This window comes from Thermocladium sp. ECH_B (assembly GCA_001516585.1).
Classification (GTDB): domain Archaea; phylum Thermoproteota; class Thermoprotei; order Thermoproteales; family Thermocladiaceae; genus Thermocladium.
In genome coordinates, this window is record LOBW01000042.1 from 1 (window position 1) to 16,178 (window position 16,178).

Sequence of the window (16,178 nt, forward strand, 5' to 3'; positions counted from 1 at the left end):
GTTACGGTCCGGCAAGCCCAATCAAGTGCAGGCATTAGCCATGCAGTACGCAATGCTTGAGTTAGCGCTTATATCCAGGGAATTAGGCCTCCCGCCAATACTGCCGGTGCAGGCATCGCAGCCCCCGCCCCAGAGCAATAACATTCTATGAAAAAATCAAACCGCTACAACTCTTTAGTTCACGAAGTATTCCCAGCCCTTATACATTAGTTCCCCTCCATTGTACTGCACTCCCCTTCCTTCCTCTACCTTGGCGAACTCAATCATGCCGAGCCTCAGGAACTCATCTACGCAATCATGGCTCACCGAGAATATGGGCAAGTACTCCTCGCCCGCATTGAAGACTAATTCCTCTATTGAGGTGCCGAATCTATTTGCTGCCTCAATCACTTCCTGGGGCGCCGGTAATTGAGTAATTATTATCCTGCTCTTCTCGCCCATTATGTGAAGCGCCCTCCCCAGCCCATCGCTGGAGTCTATTGATGCCGTTATGCATGTCCCCAGTCTCCCCACTGAGTCATACACATTCATGGGTAGCTCCGGCCGCTTAAGCATGTTAATCCCCCTCCTCACCGTGGGGTCCTCATGGGCTGTATCCCATAACTTGAAGCCGAGGCCATTAAAGCCAAAGAGCGGAATCGTTACAAGTGAATCGCCTGGCCTCGGTTGTCTCCCAATCTCTCTCTCCGCTATGCCTAGAACAGCTATATCTATCACGTCGTCATCCCCCTCATTCAAGTCGCCCCCAATCAATGGGGCGCCGTAACGGTTCCCAGCATCCATTATCCCCCTCGCCACGCTCATAACATCATTTACTTCAAGGCTTCTTCTCGCGGTTATTGATGATACTAGGGCAATGGGTTTACCGAGCTTCACGTAGATATCGCTGAGGGCGCCCACGGTTGTTCTCCACCCCACGTCGTAATACGTCATGAACTTCATTTTAGTCCTGGAGAATGCGCCTCCATCTATCTTAAGCAATAGGAGGGATTCGCCAAGCCTTATGTAGGATACGTCATTATCGGTTATGCCGCTCATTCCCCGTATTAGTTTCAGTAATCCGTCCTCGCCCAGTTCCGTTAACTTCATGCTTTCCTCATCATAGCAAAGCTTTTAAATTGATTATCGTAGGCGAAGCGTCAGATATGGCAAGTAGGTGTCTAGGGATGATTCAATCGGAACTAAACGAAATGGCGGGCAAGATAGTTATGGTGAAGTTAAGGGACGGCACAACCGTGAGGGGCGTCCTCAAGAGCTTTGATCAACACATGAACCTCCTCCTAGAGGACTCCGAGGAAATAATTGATCCAAAGACCTCAGTGAAGAGGGGCCTCGTAATGATAAGGGGGGATACGGTTTTATTCGTGTCCCCACTATAGGTGATTAGGCATGGGTACAGGCACACCCACATTTGGAAGAATGAATAGGGGCAAAAGCCACATAACTTGCCCCCGCTGTGGTCGCCACTCCTATAATGTAGTTAAGGGCGTTTGCGCAGCTTGTGGCTGGGGCAAGTCAAAGAAGCTCAGGAGATATTCCTGGCAACACAAGAAAATAAATGGTAGGCGATTAATCTAATNCCTCCGGGCCCCACATAGATTATTGGGCTAAGTCAATGGTGCCCACGAGGGGCTCCGCCCCATCTCCAGTCACTAAAACAGTATCCTCAAACTGAGCAACATATCCCTTCCCGCCCTCAATGAGGGTGGCGTAACCATAAAGCACTCCCCGCCTCATTAATTGATTTATTATGGGCATAGTGGAGTCCCGGAAGTCTCCCTGCAACCACCGCGGCGTGAACGGCAGCGAGTTAAACCTTGAGTAAATTAGTTCAGCTGCCTCCTCTAATTCCTTCCCCAACTTCTTCACAGCCACGCGCTCAACTCTATATATGGTGATCGTTTTCCCATCCACGACGTGCCCCTTCCCATTGGTAACGAATGGCTCTATCGCATACGTCTCCCCCGGCATCACCTTCTCCCCAGTCTCCGCCTCTATGTTGGGGACGGAGACCCCAGCATGAAGCAGATACCTCCTAATCAGGTGGCCAGTTAAGTTCTCTATTGGCCTATAACCGTAGCTCCTAATGGTTTTCTCAATTATGGCCCCCACCCTACCCATTTGTGTTCCCGGCTTGAAGTTATCAATGGCATTGCCTAGAGCCGCCTTGGCTGCCCTCGCCATCATTGAGAACGCGTCATTGAAGTAAACCGTGACCGCGGCGTCGGTTATATATCCATCTATGTGGGCCCCCGCATCTATTTTCACAATGGAATTGCTGGGTATCGTTAATTCATCTCCAATCAATGCCGTGTAATGGGCAGCCACCTCATTGATTCCAATATTGGTTGGAAACGCGGGTTCCGCGCCATACTCCTTAACCGTTTCCTCAACTAGGTTACATAGCTCTATTACCTTCATGCCTGGATGAGCGGCATCAACTGCTCTCCTCAATGCTGCCCTCAATGCCCTGCCCGAGTCCTTATACTTCCGCACGGCCTCCTCATCCATGATTAGTCAAGGTTAGTTCAGCTTAAAACACTGTCGGGCAGAATCATTAAGGCTCAGCAACGGTTTAGGCAATGCTTATTAATGCACGGCCCCATCATTACTTCATGGATGAGCAGGTCAAGTCACTAGTGAGGAACACGGCTGGATTAATAAACATGGCTCTAAGCATAAAGCCCACGGAGTGCATAGAGAAAAACCTAAGCACAATAACCAATAATGCCATTGCAGCCCTAAAGATGCTTGTGCCCGAATTATCGGGCTCAATAGATGAATTGGCGCCTAAATTCATTAAGATCCAGGAAATGAGCAAGGCATTGGCCGGCAATCCAAGCATTGAGGGATACATAGACTCCGTTATGTCCATCTTCTCGCGGTTCAACGTTGATCCAGGCATATGGGCTGCCTTCACAACGCTGGAGGCCATGTACGCCATCCAGACATGCGGCAATGAGTCGGGCAAGTACTTCCTAGTTAGAACAATACTGGCGGGCTCCCTCCCATTTAACCTATACATAACCATGCTGAACCACGTCGGCGTGGATAATCAANTCGCCGTGGAATTATTCAAATCATTATTATCCCAAGCCCAGTGATCGGCATAAAGGATTGCTGCATCAAAAAGCAGCTTGATTTTTAGGCAAATGAATTATTCCCAAATCATCTGCCTGTGATCAGCATTGTTTCCTCCGATTGCTTGTTGCGGGCGCCTTCATGCATCATTAAGTCCCTTATCGCTATGCGTATGGCTTCAGAACGACTTGGGAATATTCCTCTCTTTACTAACTCATCAAGTTCCTCCAGAATTTGCTTGGGGAGATGCACGGATATAAGTACCATTTTCTCCTTGCTCTTCGTTTTAGGCATAGGATAAGTAAGTCGATTTACGGCTTTTTAACGTTGTGGTTCATCTTAAACGTATATATGAGCATCAAGCCTTAGGCTGGCTTTCCCTTGTTTTTNCCCCCTCATCCTTTACCGATTCGAATATGGGCGACTTGTAGTACCTCCTAGATACCTCGCTCGGCACATTTGTCAGCTCATCCTCAGGCAATATGCTTAACGCGTCCCAAGCTATGTCAAGCGTGTTCTCGAAGCTCCTCCTCTCATAGTAGCCCTGAGCAATGAATTTCTTCTCGAACTCAACCGCGAATCTAAGATACCTCCTCTCCCTCCAACTCAAGTTATTCTCGCCCACAAGTATCGCTAGATTCCTTATATCGGATGCCCTAGCATATGCTGATATTAATTGATTAGCCACGTACTTATGATCCTCCCTAGTTTTTCCCTCGCCTATCGCATCCTTCATCAACCTGGAGAGACTCATCAAGACATCGAAGGGCGGATAAATGCCTCTGCCCCACATGGATCTGGAGAGAACCAGTTGGCCCTCAGTTATGTAGCCGGATAAATCGGGTATCGGGTGAGTTATATCATCGTGAGGCATGGTTAATATCGGGAATTGAGTCACGCTTCCCTTCCTGCCATGGGCCCTCCCAGCCCTCTCATAAATCGAGGCTAGATCAGTATACATATAGCCCGGGTACCCNCTCCTGCCCGGTAATTCGCCTTTTGATGATGAGAGCTCCCTAAGCGCCTCCGCGTAATTAGTTAAGTCAGTCAATATGACGAGGACATGGTAATCACGCCACCAAGCCAAGTACTCGGCTATAGTTAATGCTATTCTCGGCGTTAATATCCTCTCGGCAACGGGGTCGCTGGCCAAGTTAAGAACCATGACTAGCCTCCTCAATGCCCCGGTCCGCCTAAACTCATCCAGGAAGAAAAGCGCCTCCTCGGTCTTTAACCCAACCGCTGCGAAGACTATGGCGAACTCCGACTCAGCTCCCCTAACAGTTGCCTGCCTCGCGGCTTGCGCCGCCATCATGTTATGGGGGAGGCCGGTCCCGCTGAATATGGGTAGTTTCTGTCCCCTAACCATTGTGTAAAGACCATCTATAGCGCTTATCCCTGTCTCTATGGGTTCCTCCGGGTAATCCCTAGCATATGGATTCAGCGGCTCCCCATTCACGTCCAGGAACTCCTCCGGAGGAGGCATGGGTAATCCATCCCTGGGCTCCCCCCTCCCATTAAGTACCCTACCCAGCAGGTCCTCGCTGACCCTGACGTCGAATGTCTTGCCCCTAAACCTAACCGTGGATCCAAGGGCCGGCAGCCCCAGGGTGCCCGTGAGCACTTGCGCTATTGCATAGTCAGGCCCCACCTCCACTACCTGCACTAGCCTTGGTTCCCCATCGGGTCCCTCGACCTCCCCAATTTCTCCATAAGCTACATTCCTGGTTCGCCTGATTACTATTAAGGGCCCCTTGACCTCGCTCACCGTCTTATAGCCTTGAATACCCCTTATTTGCTGCATAGATCTAGCCTCTACATAAGTGTTTTAAGCATTTTGCAGTGATAATAATGAATATAGGGGCAACGCTTTAAACCATTTATAAGGCGGCTTCAATACATGAGGAAGTCTCAACCAAGTGATCTATACTTGTTTAAATTGATTCACCAGGCGAGGACTAATGGTAGATTAACGGCATTCACGGTCACGGAGCCCAAGGAGAATGAGTACGTCAGCAATATTTGGCTCAGCGATGGGTCTAGAACATGGCAATTCACCAGAAGCGGCTCCGACTCAGCCCGGCTTGGTCCCCAGATGGCTCTAGGCTAGCATTCCTCTCGCGAAGAGGGGCAAGGCCCGAGGATAAGTGGGTTCAATTAATGTTGAGCGACTTCAACGGCGAGCCCCGGGCCCTAGTGAAGAGGGAGGGTATTTCAAGCATTCAGTGGTCCAGGGATGGCAGATTCATATACTTCCTGGCCCCCGTGGGCAAAATAGATGATGACGTGAAGATAATAGATAGGATACCTATTTGGTTCAATGGGCGGGGCTACACGTATGGCGTATACACTCACTTATTTAGGGTTGACGCCGAGACAGGCGATGCGCAGCAATTAACCAGTGGGGACTTTAATGTTGTGGCGTTTGATGTATTGAATAATATAGCTATGGCCGTGTCCAGCAATGAGTTAAGGCCATTCGAGACCGAGATTCGCGTGTTGAGTGGCTCCGGCATGGAAACCATAAAAAGCGGGGCCCTAAGCGTGTCGTCGCTGGCTTGGCTGCCCAGCGGGGATGGATTATTAGCTATAGGCCATGACCTGCACAGGGGAACCGTTACTCATAATAGATTGCTGCGCATTGGATTAGATGGATCGATTAAGGATTTGCTGGGCGACTTTCCGCTGGAGGTCGGCAATAGCCTCAACAGCGATATGAGGGGCTCTCCTCCCGACGTTAAGGTGGAGCTCGATGGCTCATTAGCCATATTTCCAGTGAATGAGGCCGGATCAGTTAATCTATATGGATTCGACTTAGCCACGGGGCAATTAAGGCGAGTAACCGAGGGCGAGTGGAGCATTGAGAGCTTCTCTTCCCGCGGCGGCTCATTGGTGTTCACTGCCATGAATGCCGCATCGCCGGCCGAGCTATTCATGAGGGAGGGAAACAGCGTTAGGCGCATTACATCGTTTAATGATGGCGTGGTTTCATCNCTTCAATTGGCGAATCCCACGCATATTAGATTTACTGCCAGCGATGGCGTTTCCCTGGATGCTTGGGTTCTCTCTCAGCAATCAACGGGTAAATTGCCGGCAATAGTGGAGATCCATGGGGGCCCGAAGACAATGTATGGAAATGCCTTCATGTTTGAGTTCCACGTTCTCTCGGGGGACTTCATGGTTATTTACATGAATCCACGGGGGAGCGCCGGCTATAGTGAGGACTTCGCCGATATACGGGGGCACTATGGGGAGCGGGATTACTTGGATATAATGGAGGGATTAAGCCACATCATCTCCAGGTTCCCAGTGGATTCATCCAGGGTAGGGGTAATAGGGGGCTCATATGGTGGATTCATGGTTAATTGGATAATTACTCACACGAGGGCATTCAGGGCTGCAGTGAGCGAGAGATCCATAAGTAATTGGCTTCACTTCTTTGGGACCAGCGATATAGGGTTCTTCTTCGGGAATGACCACGTGGGGGGAAACTTGGACGCTGATCCATGGAGTAATCGAGATAAGTTCATCGAGAAGTCCCCCGTAATTCACGTAAAATATGTTGAGACTCCAGTAATGATTATTCACTCCCTTGAGGATTATAGGTGCTACGTGGGGGAGGCTCTGCAGTTCTATACTGCATTGAAGTATAATGGAAAGAAGGCTCGCCTAGTGCTTTTCCCGGGGGAGAACCATGACTTAAGTAGAACTGGGAAACCATCGCATAGAGTGGAGAGGCTCAACATAATTAGGGATTGGTTCATTAATGGCCTCGCCGGAAATACATTAAAGCAGTGATAGGGGTTAGGGCGCGTGGGCGAAGTAAGGGTATCCGAATTAGCGTATAAGGTATTGAATATAGTGGCTAATGGGGCAGTGAGCATTGATGAAGTGTCGCGAATAATTGGAATCGATTCGAATTCATTAATGAGAACTATAATGGAACTGGCTGCCAAGGGATTCATCACCACCGAGAAGAGAACAGTGGCTAGTTACGACTTAACCGAGGAGGGGAATCGCTACATGCTGCTCGGCTCGCCCGAGGCAAGACTAATTCAGTTACTGAAGAAATGCAACTGCACGCCTAAGCCAAGCGACTTGCCGAGCCTTGCCCAGGAGTTTGGAGTGGAGTTAACCATTGAGGAAGCCAAGATAGCGATTAACAACGCCGCTAAGCTCGGCGCTATAAGGTTCCAGGGCGGAACCATAATGCTTAATAGGATTGAGGAGAGGGATCCAGTTAAGGAATCATTAATCACCATTAGCCGCGGGGGCTCCATTGATGAGAAGAGCCTAGCCCAATTACTTAAGCGGGGATTAGTTAGGCGGCGGGAGCAATCCATTATATTGATTAAGCCAGACCAATCATTGCCGGGACTCCTCCGCAATGGCGTAATTAAGCCGGCTCGCCTAGTCACGTCCCTCACCTCCGAATTAATTAGAAGCGGTGAGTGGAGAAACCTGGAATTGAAGGAATTCGACCCATCGGTGCCGGTGCCCATACTGCAATCAATTGGGCGGCACTTCTATAGTGAATTCATTGATTTCCTGAAGGAGATATATGAATCCATGGGGTTCCAGGAAACCTATGGACCATATATTGAGTTGGAGTTCTGGAACTTCGATGCCTTATTTCAGGCCCAGGATCACCCCGCCAGGGAAATACATGACACGTTCTTCGTCTCCGCGCCCAGCCAACGCAATGTGCCGAAGCACTTAATTGATGGGGTTGCATCAGTTCATGAAAACGGCGGCGGCACCGGCTCAATGGGTTGGAGATATAAATGGAATGCAGAGAAGGCGCTCTCCCTAATTCTGCGTTCCCAGGCCACAGCAGTCAGCGTGCGAACACTGGCGTCGCGTGGAGATGGCGAGTATAGATCATTCACAATTGATAGGGTTTTCAGGCCTGAAGTGCTTGATGCAAAGCACTCAATGGAATTTCATCAAGCTGACGGCATAATAGTCGGCAGGGGACTCACGTTTAAGCATCTCCTTGGGTTTCACGAGGAATTCGCCAGGAGACTCGGCATGAAGCGAGTCATGTTTAGGCCCTCCTATTTCCCATTCACTAGCCCCAGCGCCGAGATATATATGCTTCACGATAGGCTGGGGTGGATAGAGGTGGGGGGAACAGGGATTTTCAGGCCAGAGGTGCTTGCGCCGCTTGGCATACGGGAGTCCACTGTACTGGCGTTCGGCATGGGAGTGGATAGGTTAGCCATGGTGGTGATGGGCGTGGGCGACATTCGTGACTTATTATCACCCAGCATTGAGTACCTAGCGGAGAGCAGAAGTAAACTCGTGAAGGCAATTCAATCAATGACCTAAGCGGGAAGCCTTAAAACGAGGCATGAATGCCCTAATATATGCTGGATATCGTGGCAATGGGGGAACCATTGGTTCAATTCAATGCCGTCACCAAGGGCCCCCTTCGTTACGTCACGTACTTCGAGAAGCACTCAACGGGGTCAGAGGCTAATGTATGCGTGGCGGCGGCTAGGCTCGGTCTTCGCAGCGGCTTAGTAACTAAGCTAGGCAATGATGAGTTCGGGCATTACGTGCTTAATTGGTTAAGGGGGGAGGGCGTTGATGTGTCCCGCATATTGCTTGATGATGAGCACCCCACAGGTGTGTACTTCGTTCAAAGGAGTTACCCCATACCTGGAGTCAGTGATGTTGCTTATTATAGGCATGGCTCCGCCGCCTCATTTATTTCCGAGAATGATATGGATTATGACTATATCAGAAATGCTCGAGTATTTCATACCACAGGCATAACTCTGGCGATAAGTGAATCGGCTCGATTGGCCGCATTAAGGGCGATGAGGGAAGCCAAGAAAGGCGGAGCATTAGTATCATTCGATTTAAACATTAGACGAAAGCTTTGGCGTGATATGGGGGAAGCCATTAAGGTAATGAAGGAGGCAATGAGTAATGTGGATGTGGTTTTCATGGATGAGGAGGAAGCCATGATGATGCTTGGACAGAGGGAGATTAGCTCCATGCTTAAGGAGGCTGAGAAGGTTTTTGGGATAAGTAAGGTAATAATCAAGAGAGGCATTAGGGGTTCAATAGCCAGGTGGGAAAACGAAGTCAGCGAGGTGGATGCATTCCATGTACCGGTGGAGGACCCCATAGGTGCTGGGGATGCGTATGTGGGCGTTTTCCTATCATCCATGTTAAAGGGCATGGGGCTCAAGGAGTCAATGCTGAGGGCATCGGCGGCGGCCGCAATGGTTGTCATGGTTAGAGGCGATGAGGAGAATCTGCCGAGCGAACGCGACTTAAGCCTCTTCCTGGGCAGCGTGGGTCATGATGTGGACATTAGGTAATTAAGAAATAACGGACTCTTTATTGTGAAGAATGGATCGATTTACAGAAAGCGGAAAGCCTCGCCCTTTAGGGTGGGGAGGAGGTCAGTTGAAGGGCTTCAGCGTTGTTTGTGGGATGAGGGAAAAAATGATTTAAAAATCTGGGCTTAACCCCTAATATGTGATGGGGCTTGTCGATTAATTCATCACTGAGCCCAGAGGTTCAGGTTGATGGGAATGCCGTTATTATTAGGATAAAGGTGGAGAAGGAGACCAGTGCATCCATGCTGGCTAAGAAGCTAAAGGAGAAGACGGGTCTCGAATTCTCGAGCCTCGGTGATTCCGTGGTCAGCGTGGTTACAATAGATAAGTCATTCATGGATGATGACTTCATCAAGGTCTTGACGGATAGAGTATCATCCATGCTGAATATAGATCTGGAGTCCTTGATTAAGGAATCCAAGAAGCCAGTCATCAAGAGAAGGAAGAGGAGAAGCAAGAGAGGCAAGAGGTCCCGCGGCAAGAAACGGGGAGCAAGAAGGAGAAAAAATTCATAGACACGTAAGGTTTTTAAACCTTCAGAGTCATGCATATTTTACTATGTCGGCAACGCCAATTACGCCTCCATCTGCAGAGGAGGTACATATAGAGGTGGATGAGGATACTAAGGCCACCATTAAGGAGATTTTATCCCAAATGATTNACCCAGTAACCATTGAATTCTTCACAAGCGCCACTTGTAAAGAGCGCGAAACTAATTGGTGCACACCAACACAGGAGTTACTGGACTTGTTGNTGGAGTTATCGCCGTCAGGCAAATTAATAGTGAATAAGCATAACTATGATGAGGATAAGGCTGCGTTCGAGAAGTTTGGGTTAACAAGCAACAGGGTTCCCGCCATATTAATGGATGGCGGTTCCATAAGGTACATCGGCGCGCCTCTGGGCGAGGAGGTGAGAGCATTCATAGAAACCATAACTAGGTTATCCACGGGCAAGACTGGGCTTAGGCAGAGAACCAAGGAGACGCTGAGCAAACTAAATGAATCCAATGCTAAGCACGTTGAGGTCATAACGGTGGTTACTCCATCCTGTCCTTACTGCCCCTACGCCGTTCTCTTAGCTAATATGTTTGCGCATGATAGTGGAGGCAAGGTTATTGCAATGAATGTGGAAGCATACGAAGCTCCAGACATAGCTGACGCGTACTCCGTAAGCGCTGTGCCTACCGTGGCTCTTCGCGCCGCGGATCAGGAAATAGGTAATGTGGAGTTCGTGGGGGTACCGCCTGAGGCGGAGCTGCTTAAGAAGGTTCTTGAGTATAGCGGAGCAGAACACGTGGAGAAGCAATAAATTTAATCCAATAAATCTAATCTAGCTCCAGCATGAATATATTATTTGTAACCGGTAATAAGGGTAAGATTGAGGAGGCAGCACATATATTATCTAGGTGGGGTATCGGCGTTTATCAGTCGACGAATCTACATAAGGTCGAGATACAGAGCAATGAATTGGAGGAAATAGTGACTTATGCATTGAATCAATTATGTGATTATGGGGATCTGATTGTGGTTGAGGATGATGGTCTCTTCATAGATTCATTACATGGCTTTCCAGGACCATACTCGGCCTATGTTTATGCAACTATTGGACTGCATGGGATTCTTCAATTGCTTGAATCCACCACGTCCAGGCGAGCAGTATTTAGGTCAGTCGTTGGTGTATGCATGGGTGGGAAACCAAAGCTCTTCAGGGGAGAAGTGGTTGGCAATATCGTTAATGAGCCTCGTGGCTCTCATGGATTTGGATTCGATCCTATCTTTGCCCCGCTTGGCGTTGATTCGACCTTTGCCGAGATGAATATTGAGGAGAAGTCGATTTACTCGCATAGGTCCCGGGCATTCACGAGGCTCGCCGAGTACCTTGTAGGAGGAAGATAGCTAGGAATGATATTAGCATGAGGAGCGCTCCAATTTCTATCCCAAGGGATAATTTATATATATCCAGCGAGGAATAGTCCTGAATGGTGCATACGACTTCCTTCCAATTGCCCATTTCCAAATAGTTGCCGGCGATTAGGCTAGCATTATTTGGGTAGCAATACGGATAATAATTGCTCGGTAACTCAATGTGCATGTTGCTTGCCTTTCGTGCAATTATTATTACATTGCCCCACTCATTCAAGGTTATATTAAGATGATCGCAATTCACAGCGCGTTGATTGGGTCCATATAGTATAAGCGAGGAATTGATGGGAACCACCAGGGTATAATTAACTTGACTAGTGGTTATGCTGCATGACACGCTCTGAGCGATCGCTGTAACGGCTACTGATAGAGCTGCAATCATCATAAATAAAATGAGTCCCTGTCTCCTCATGCTTCACACCTCCGGCAGCTGAAGCTGGCTAGGTATTAGCTTCTCATTCTTGAGCGATCTCAGGAACTTAACATTATGTATTAATATAACCTTAGTCGCACAACTGTAGCAGTATGTATTTCCATTTATTATAGCAGCGGCCCTCCGAGATCCACATACAATACAAGTAAATGCCTTCATCCTAACCACAGCGATTCACTCAAGCGATTTAAATGTTGCTTACATAAAGGAAATCCACAATTACTTTCTGAATAATAAGGCATTATGCGAGTCGATTCCCTTGATCCAGACATTAGTCATGCCATTCCTTGAAAAGATTTCCCTAACTTCCTCGGGCCTCATCCTTAACCATGGAGGCGGACCAAATCCAGTTAATCCTGGCTTGAACTCAATTATAAGCGCGAGCCCCCCATTCTTGAGCACTCTATGAATTTCCTTGGCCACGCCATCCTTATTCTCCATATCATGAAATGAATTAACCATTAATAGAAAATCCACTTCGCCGTTCTTAATTGAGGTGTGTTCAGCGTCCTCGATCAGGAAAATGGCATTACCGTTAATGCGGCTCTTAGCTACCTCTATGGATTGGGGATCCCTATCTATGCAGTAAACTTTATTGGCGTGACGCAAAAGAGCGTCGCAGAATCGCCCTACCCCGCATCCTAGATCGGCCGCTGTATCCNCGTGGTTCATTGTGTCATTTATTAGTTTCTCTATTTCCGGAGATGCAGGCCAATCCCCATGTTTTCCACGATGCATAATTAGTCGATATCGGAAACTNAATACTTAATAAATATTTAGGACCCCAGTGAACTACCCGCCCTCACGGACGGGCATCCCCACCTCGCGGTGATGATTTCCTGCTTCCTCCAGGAAACTCACTATACGCTCCCTCAGAGAAGGAGACTTTCGCCCCCTTAACCCCCGATAAGTTAAAGCCTCATAATTAGGTAGAGAATTGCAATAAAATCTGAGAAATTCCTATATTAATTACAAATCAAAGAATTGCATGGATGCGAAAATAGTAGGTCTGGCGGTGCTGGCAATAGTCTTGCTAGTGGCCGCCATAGTGGGCTTCTATCAATACTCCACCGCTGCTTCAAAGGCTTCATCCCTGGCTTCAACCGTGCAAATGTATAAATCATCGCTGCAATCAGCGGAATCGAATGCAACCAAGTATGAGGAGCTCTATCTAAATGCAACTAAGTATGAGGACATGTATATGGCTCTCTACTCCAATGCGGAGAAGAATTATACTCAATACCTCAACTTATACGATAATTTGGCAAGCGAGTCGCATGCAATTCAGCAGTATGCCGAGGGCGCTGCGCTGGATACGGTATTTAAGTTCTGGGATGGAATAGCAATAGAGAATCCAAGCGATGTGACTCCCCTCTTGGCTGGAAACTTCACTGCGAATATAGTTGGGACACCGTTCCCAGGCACCTATACATACTCATCATTTAACTCAACATGGCTTCAAAACTTCTTTGGCAATTATGAAACCGTTTACTTCTACACCACTGCCCTGCCCACGGTCACTGAGCTAAATAACTCCACGTTCCTAGTCACAGCGGTCGTTCAGTACTTCGTGGCTCCAACTCAGGATCCAGTGTATCTACAAGTATTTAATGCATCTAACTCCATAACGGTAAAGATAATAAATGGTGCGCCAATGATAGTTAGCCTTTCTTGGGATGGAAATGAGTTGCCGCCATCAACTGTAATAGCCGGCTACCCCTCGCAACACTCATTGCAAGCTAATCAAGCAATGATGATATACCTCAATGAGTTGAACAGCCTAGGGGCCGAGTTGCCGCCCAACTATATTGCGGCATCATTTGCGCCAACGGCAACGCTAAGCGTAAATGGGCAATTACCGCCGGGATTACGGCCTGGAAACTATACTGGAGTAAGCTCCATAGAGAATTTCTTCTCCGGTTGGGATAATTACTTCATATTCGTGGCGGAGTATGCCCAGAACCTTCTCCCCAATGGCACCGCTACATTGCCGATGGTGAGTATAACTCTCCAACCAAGCGGTGCGGAGGCATTTATCACAGCTAATGACACGGTTTTCATAGGGTTCGTGAATAAAGGGGAAGCAAGCTTCCCAGCAATCTATGACCTACACGTATCGATAATGACCACCCTTATATATAATTCATCTGCTGCGCAATGGCAAATAATTAACCAATCATGGAATGTAACTCAAGCCTCAATAGGCAGCGATACGCTCTACTATAATTTGAATACGCCGGAATTTAACGTGATAGGCGAGCGCACAATTACCGTTAATGCATCAATGGGCGCAGTCGTGGAATTAGGTAACATAATTGCAGTAATACGGCCCGGCACATATGCTGAATTACCTAATGGAACGCTTGAATCAATGTATAACTTCTCATTGATAGATCTAGGCATGGAGGCTGTATACTCGCCGACTCCAGGATTAACTCCGCTCTATGCATTCGCATTTGCAATAAATGGCAAAATAACGCCGCAATACTCATTAGTTAACTCAATGAAGCAGCCCAGCCCAGTAATAACGCTTGTATTCGCGCCAAGTACCTGGACCTCCTGGACCTGGTTCGGCGGTTCATTTAATGGATCAACATATGTGGGCGGGTCATATAAGTTCCCAGATCAATGGATATATGGAAGTCACGTGATGGTTAATAATAAGTTCTTCAAGCCCGTCATATGGATATTTGAAGCTTCGCAATCACCGTTAGGAGAGGCGCCACAAATGATTCAATTACCTGCATCGCCTGTATTTGGATTAACCCCCATATCCGACTACACCTTTGCAGTGAATGGAACCACGGGGGGAGTACTGGAGGCCGGCAACATAATAACTGTAATTCAGCCAGGAACCTACATAAACACGACGACCTCGCTTCTTAAGAATTACAACTTCTCCATAGTGTTCTACGCGCCTCAAAACGTCACATCACCCGCTCCTGGCCAAGTGTCATCACTTGTATTTGCCTATGCAATTAATGGTAAAGTATCGTTCAGCTACACCGCAACGCAGCCCTTCATAACTATTATAGAGACCCCCACGACCGGCGTATCCATGTGGACATGGGGAGAGAANAATGGCNTATTTACGTACCTATTCAGAGACCCNTTAATCATAGGCAAGGGAATAGTGATAAACCTCACCTTCGTTAAGCCAGTCCCCTGGGTCCTAAGCCTTGGCTATGGATCAACTACTACAACAACTAGCACCATGACCACTACACCAAGCCCCACCCCAAGCACCACTACATCTGCTCCACCGCCATATACATGGGGCGGTTAAGGACCATTATAAACAAAAATAATTAAATTAAAAATAAACCCCTAATTATTTCCTTTTAAAGGGAGCAATATAATTCCCACGTTGCTAGTTTCCAAATCCTATTCACCGATTCCCCAGGGGTTCGTACTAACTTAATGCGCCATCTCTAACTTATTATGTTGGAGACAATGATCTCGCCCTGGGAGGCTTGTTTCAGAAACAAATATTCTAAAATATAATGAAAATAAAGATACGTTGCCCTCTGGGCAGAGGCCTCATGCACGCCCTTATTTTTATAATTATTTGGTATAAGCTAGGTTAATGCCTAGGTTCGCATACTTAATAATGTATGATGGATCGGCATTTAATGGGTTCACAGGTGGACCCGGAACCATAGAGCACATATTAAGAAGGGTGTTCACAAGGCTAAATAAGTCACCCGTAGATATAGCTAAAGCATCACGCACTGATCCCGGGGTCTCCGCACTAATGAATGTTATAGCCGTTAATCTATCTAGGGAATTACCGATTGGATTAATAAATTCAAAGTTGCCTCCTCAAGTGCGTATATGGGGAGTGGCAATGGTTGGGGACGATTTTAACCCAAGAAATGCAATTCAACGAAAATACTTATTCTTTGCCCAATGGAGGGGGGAGGATGCATCATTAATGAAGCAAGCTGCATCGATTTTCATAGGCAAGCATGATTTGCGCAACTACATGATAAATGATGGTAGTCCAACAATTGTCGAGATATATGATATAAACATTGATATACGCGGCGGCCTAATCATGGTTAGATTTATTGGGCATGGCTTCAGGAATAAGATGCTGAGGAAAATAATGAATGCCATATTAATGGCTGGGAGAGGTGAAGTCGAATTGAAGCACCTATCATCTACAATCGATACATCAATTATGGCGCCAATTCCGCCTCATGATCCACACGGACTTATATTGGAGGAAGTTAAGTATAAAGATCAACTTAACTTCACAATAGATGCCGGCGCCCGCACGTTTTTTGCGCGTTACTTGAAGAAGAGATTAATGGAGGTAAGCAGCATGCTTGCCTCATATGAGTACCTGCTAAGCACCGCAATTAATGACAAAATGAATAA

General features: G+C 47.6%; 17 protein-coding genes. 11 read left to right on the forward strand and 6 right to left on the reverse strand.

Annotation, left to right across the window (positions count from 1 at the left end):
* Positions 1 to 174: 174 nt before the first annotated feature.
* Positions 175 to 1,089, reverse strand: a complete 915-nt coding sequence (locus tag AT710_06125; GenBank protein ID KUO91602.1) for a hypothetical protein — start codon at positions 1,087 to 1,089, stop codon at positions 175 to 177.
* 56 nt (positions 1,090 to 1,145) lie between these two features.
* On the opposite strand from AT710_06125, the gene AT710_06130 reads away from it, so the two are divergent.
* Positions 1,146 to 1,379 (forward strand): small nuclear ribonucleoprotein (Sm), encoded by a 234-nt coding sequence (locus tag AT710_06130; protein KUO91603.1) that lies wholly within the window; start codon positions 1,146 to 1,148, stop codon positions 1,377 to 1,379.
* 220 nt (positions 1,380 to 1,599) lie between these two features.
* Here the strand turns inward: AT710_06130 and AT710_06135 are convergent, their stop codons facing one another.
* Complete coding sequence (locus tag AT710_06135) at positions 1,600 to 2,514, reverse strand: methionine aminopeptidase (protein ID KUO91604.1); 915 nt, start codon at positions 2,512 to 2,514, stop codon at positions 1,600 to 1,602.
* A 101-nt stretch (positions 2,515 to 2,615) separates the two neighbouring features.
* On the opposite strand from AT710_06135, the gene AT710_06140 reads away from it, so the two are divergent.
* Positions 2,616 to 3,104 carry a hypothetical protein gene (locus tag AT710_06140; GenBank protein ID KUO91605.1) on the forward strand — a complete coding sequence of 163 codons (489 nt, stop codon included), beginning with the start codon at positions 2,616 to 2,618 and terminating at the stop codon, positions 3,102 to 3,104.
* A 64-nt stretch (positions 3,105 to 3,168) separates the two neighbouring features.
* On the opposite strand, the gene AT710_06145 is transcribed toward AT710_06140, so the two are convergent.
* Together AT710_06145 and AT710_06150 are read right to left on the reverse strand one after the other, a co-directional pair.
* A complete protein-coding gene (locus tag AT710_06145) occupies positions 3,169 to 3,375 on the reverse strand; it encodes a CopG family transcriptional regulator (protein KUO91606.1) in 207 nt (68 codons plus the stop codon).
* 64 nt (positions 3,376 to 3,439) lie between these two features.
* Entirely contained in the window at positions 3,440 to 4,885 is a 1,446-nt protein-coding gene (locus tag AT710_06150; protein ID KUO91607.1) for an ATP synthase subunit B, read from the reverse strand.
* A gap of 96 nt (positions 4,886 to 4,981) precedes the next feature.
* Between AT710_06150 and AT710_06155 the strand changes: the two genes are divergently transcribed.
* The 7 genes from AT710_06155 (at position 4,982) to AT710_06185 (ending at position 11,335) form a co-directional block, all read left to right on the forward strand.
* Positions 4,982 to 5,191, forward strand: coding sequence for a hypothetical protein (locus AT710_06155; protein KUO91608.1), 210 nt, complete (start codon positions 4,982 to 4,984; stop codon positions 5,189 to 5,191).
* A 50-nt stretch (positions 5,192 to 5,241) separates the two neighbouring features.
* Positions 5,242 to 6,879, forward strand: a complete 1,638-nt coding sequence (locus AT710_06160; protein ID KUO91609.1) for a hypothetical protein — start codon at positions 5,242 to 5,244, stop codon at positions 6,877 to 6,879.
* 54 nt (positions 6,880 to 6,933) lie between these two features.
* A complete protein-coding gene (locus AT710_06165) occupies positions 6,934 to 8,412 on the forward strand; it encodes a hypothetical protein (protein KUO91618.1) in 1,479 nt (492 codons plus the stop codon).
* 38 nt (positions 8,413 to 8,450) lie between these two features.
* The gene (locus tag AT710_06170) at positions 8,451 to 9,416 is read left to right on the forward strand and encodes a ribokinase (GenBank protein ID KUO91610.1); all 966 of its coding nucleotides are present in this window, start codon (positions 8,451 to 8,453) and stop codon (positions 9,414 to 9,416) included.
* Between the two features lie 170 nt (positions 9,417 to 9,586).
* Positions 9,587 to 9,952 carry a hypothetical protein gene (locus AT710_06175; GenBank protein ID KUO91611.1) on the forward strand — a complete coding sequence of 122 codons (366 nt, stop codon included), beginning with the start codon at positions 9,587 to 9,589 and terminating at the stop codon, positions 9,950 to 9,952.
* Between the two features lie 43 nt (positions 9,953 to 9,995).
* Complete coding sequence (locus AT710_06180; protein KUO91612.1) at positions 9,996 to 10,748, forward strand: glutaredoxin; 753 nt, start codon at positions 9,996 to 9,998, stop codon at positions 10,746 to 10,748.
* Between the two features lie 32 nt (positions 10,749 to 10,780).
* Positions 10,781 to 11,335 carry a non-canonical purine NTP pyrophosphatase gene (locus AT710_06185; GenBank protein ID KUO91613.1) on the forward strand — a complete coding sequence of 185 codons (555 nt, stop codon included), beginning with the start codon at positions 10,781 to 10,783 and terminating at the stop codon, positions 11,333 to 11,335.
* On the opposite strand, the gene AT710_06190 is transcribed toward AT710_06185, so the two are convergent.
* Complete coding sequence (locus tag AT710_06190; protein KUO91614.1) at positions 11,298 to 11,747, reverse strand: hypothetical protein; 450 nt, start codon at positions 11,745 to 11,747, stop codon at positions 11,298 to 11,300. The genes AT710_06185 and AT710_06190 overlap by 38 nt on opposite strands.
* A 267-nt stretch (positions 11,748 to 12,014) precedes the next feature.
* Positions 12,015 to 12,533, reverse strand: coding sequence for a hypothetical protein (locus tag AT710_06195; protein KUO91615.1), 519 nt, complete (start codon positions 12,531 to 12,533; stop codon positions 12,015 to 12,017).
* Between the two features lie 250 nt (positions 12,534 to 12,783).
* Between AT710_06195 and AT710_06200 the strand changes: the two genes are divergently transcribed.
* Positions 12,784 to 15,081, forward strand: coding sequence for a hypothetical protein (locus AT710_06200; GenBank protein ID KUO91616.1), 2,298 nt, complete (start codon positions 12,784 to 12,786; stop codon positions 15,079 to 15,081).
* Positions 15,082 to 15,381: 300 nt separating this feature from the next.
* On the forward strand, positions 15,382 to 16,178 hold a 797-nt coding region (locus AT710_06205), incomplete at its 3' end, for a hypothetical protein (GenBank protein ID KUO91617.1).

Excerpts from the sequence above, each read along its gene's own strand:
- AT710_06185 (KUO91613.1), top strand. The coding sequence starts at position 10,781 with ATGAATATATTATTTGTAACCGGTAATAAGGGTAAGATTGAGGAGGCA.
- AT710_06170 (KUO91610.1), top strand. The coding sequence starts at position 8,451 with ATGCTGGATATCGTGGCAATGGGGGAACCATTGGTTCAATTCAATGCC.
- AT710_06125 (KUO91602.1), bottom strand. The coding sequence starts at position 1,089 with ATGAAGTTAACGGAACTGGGCGAGGACGGATTACTGAAACTAATACGG.
- AT710_06190 (KUO91614.1), bottom strand. The coding sequence starts at position 11,747 with ATGATGATTGCAGCTCTATCAGTAGCCGTTACAGCGATCGCTCAGAGC.
- AT710_06155 (KUO91608.1), top strand. The coding sequence starts at position 4,982 with ATGAGGAAGTCTCAACCAAGTGATCTATACTTGTTTAAATTGATTCAC.
- AT710_06130 (KUO91603.1), top strand. The coding sequence starts at position 1,146 with ATGGCAAGTAGGTGTCTAGGGATGATTCAATCGGAACTAAACGAAATG.
- AT710_06145 (KUO91606.1), bottom strand. The coding sequence starts at position 3,375 with ATGCCTAAAACGAAGAGCAAGGAGAAAATGGTACTTATATCCGTGCAT.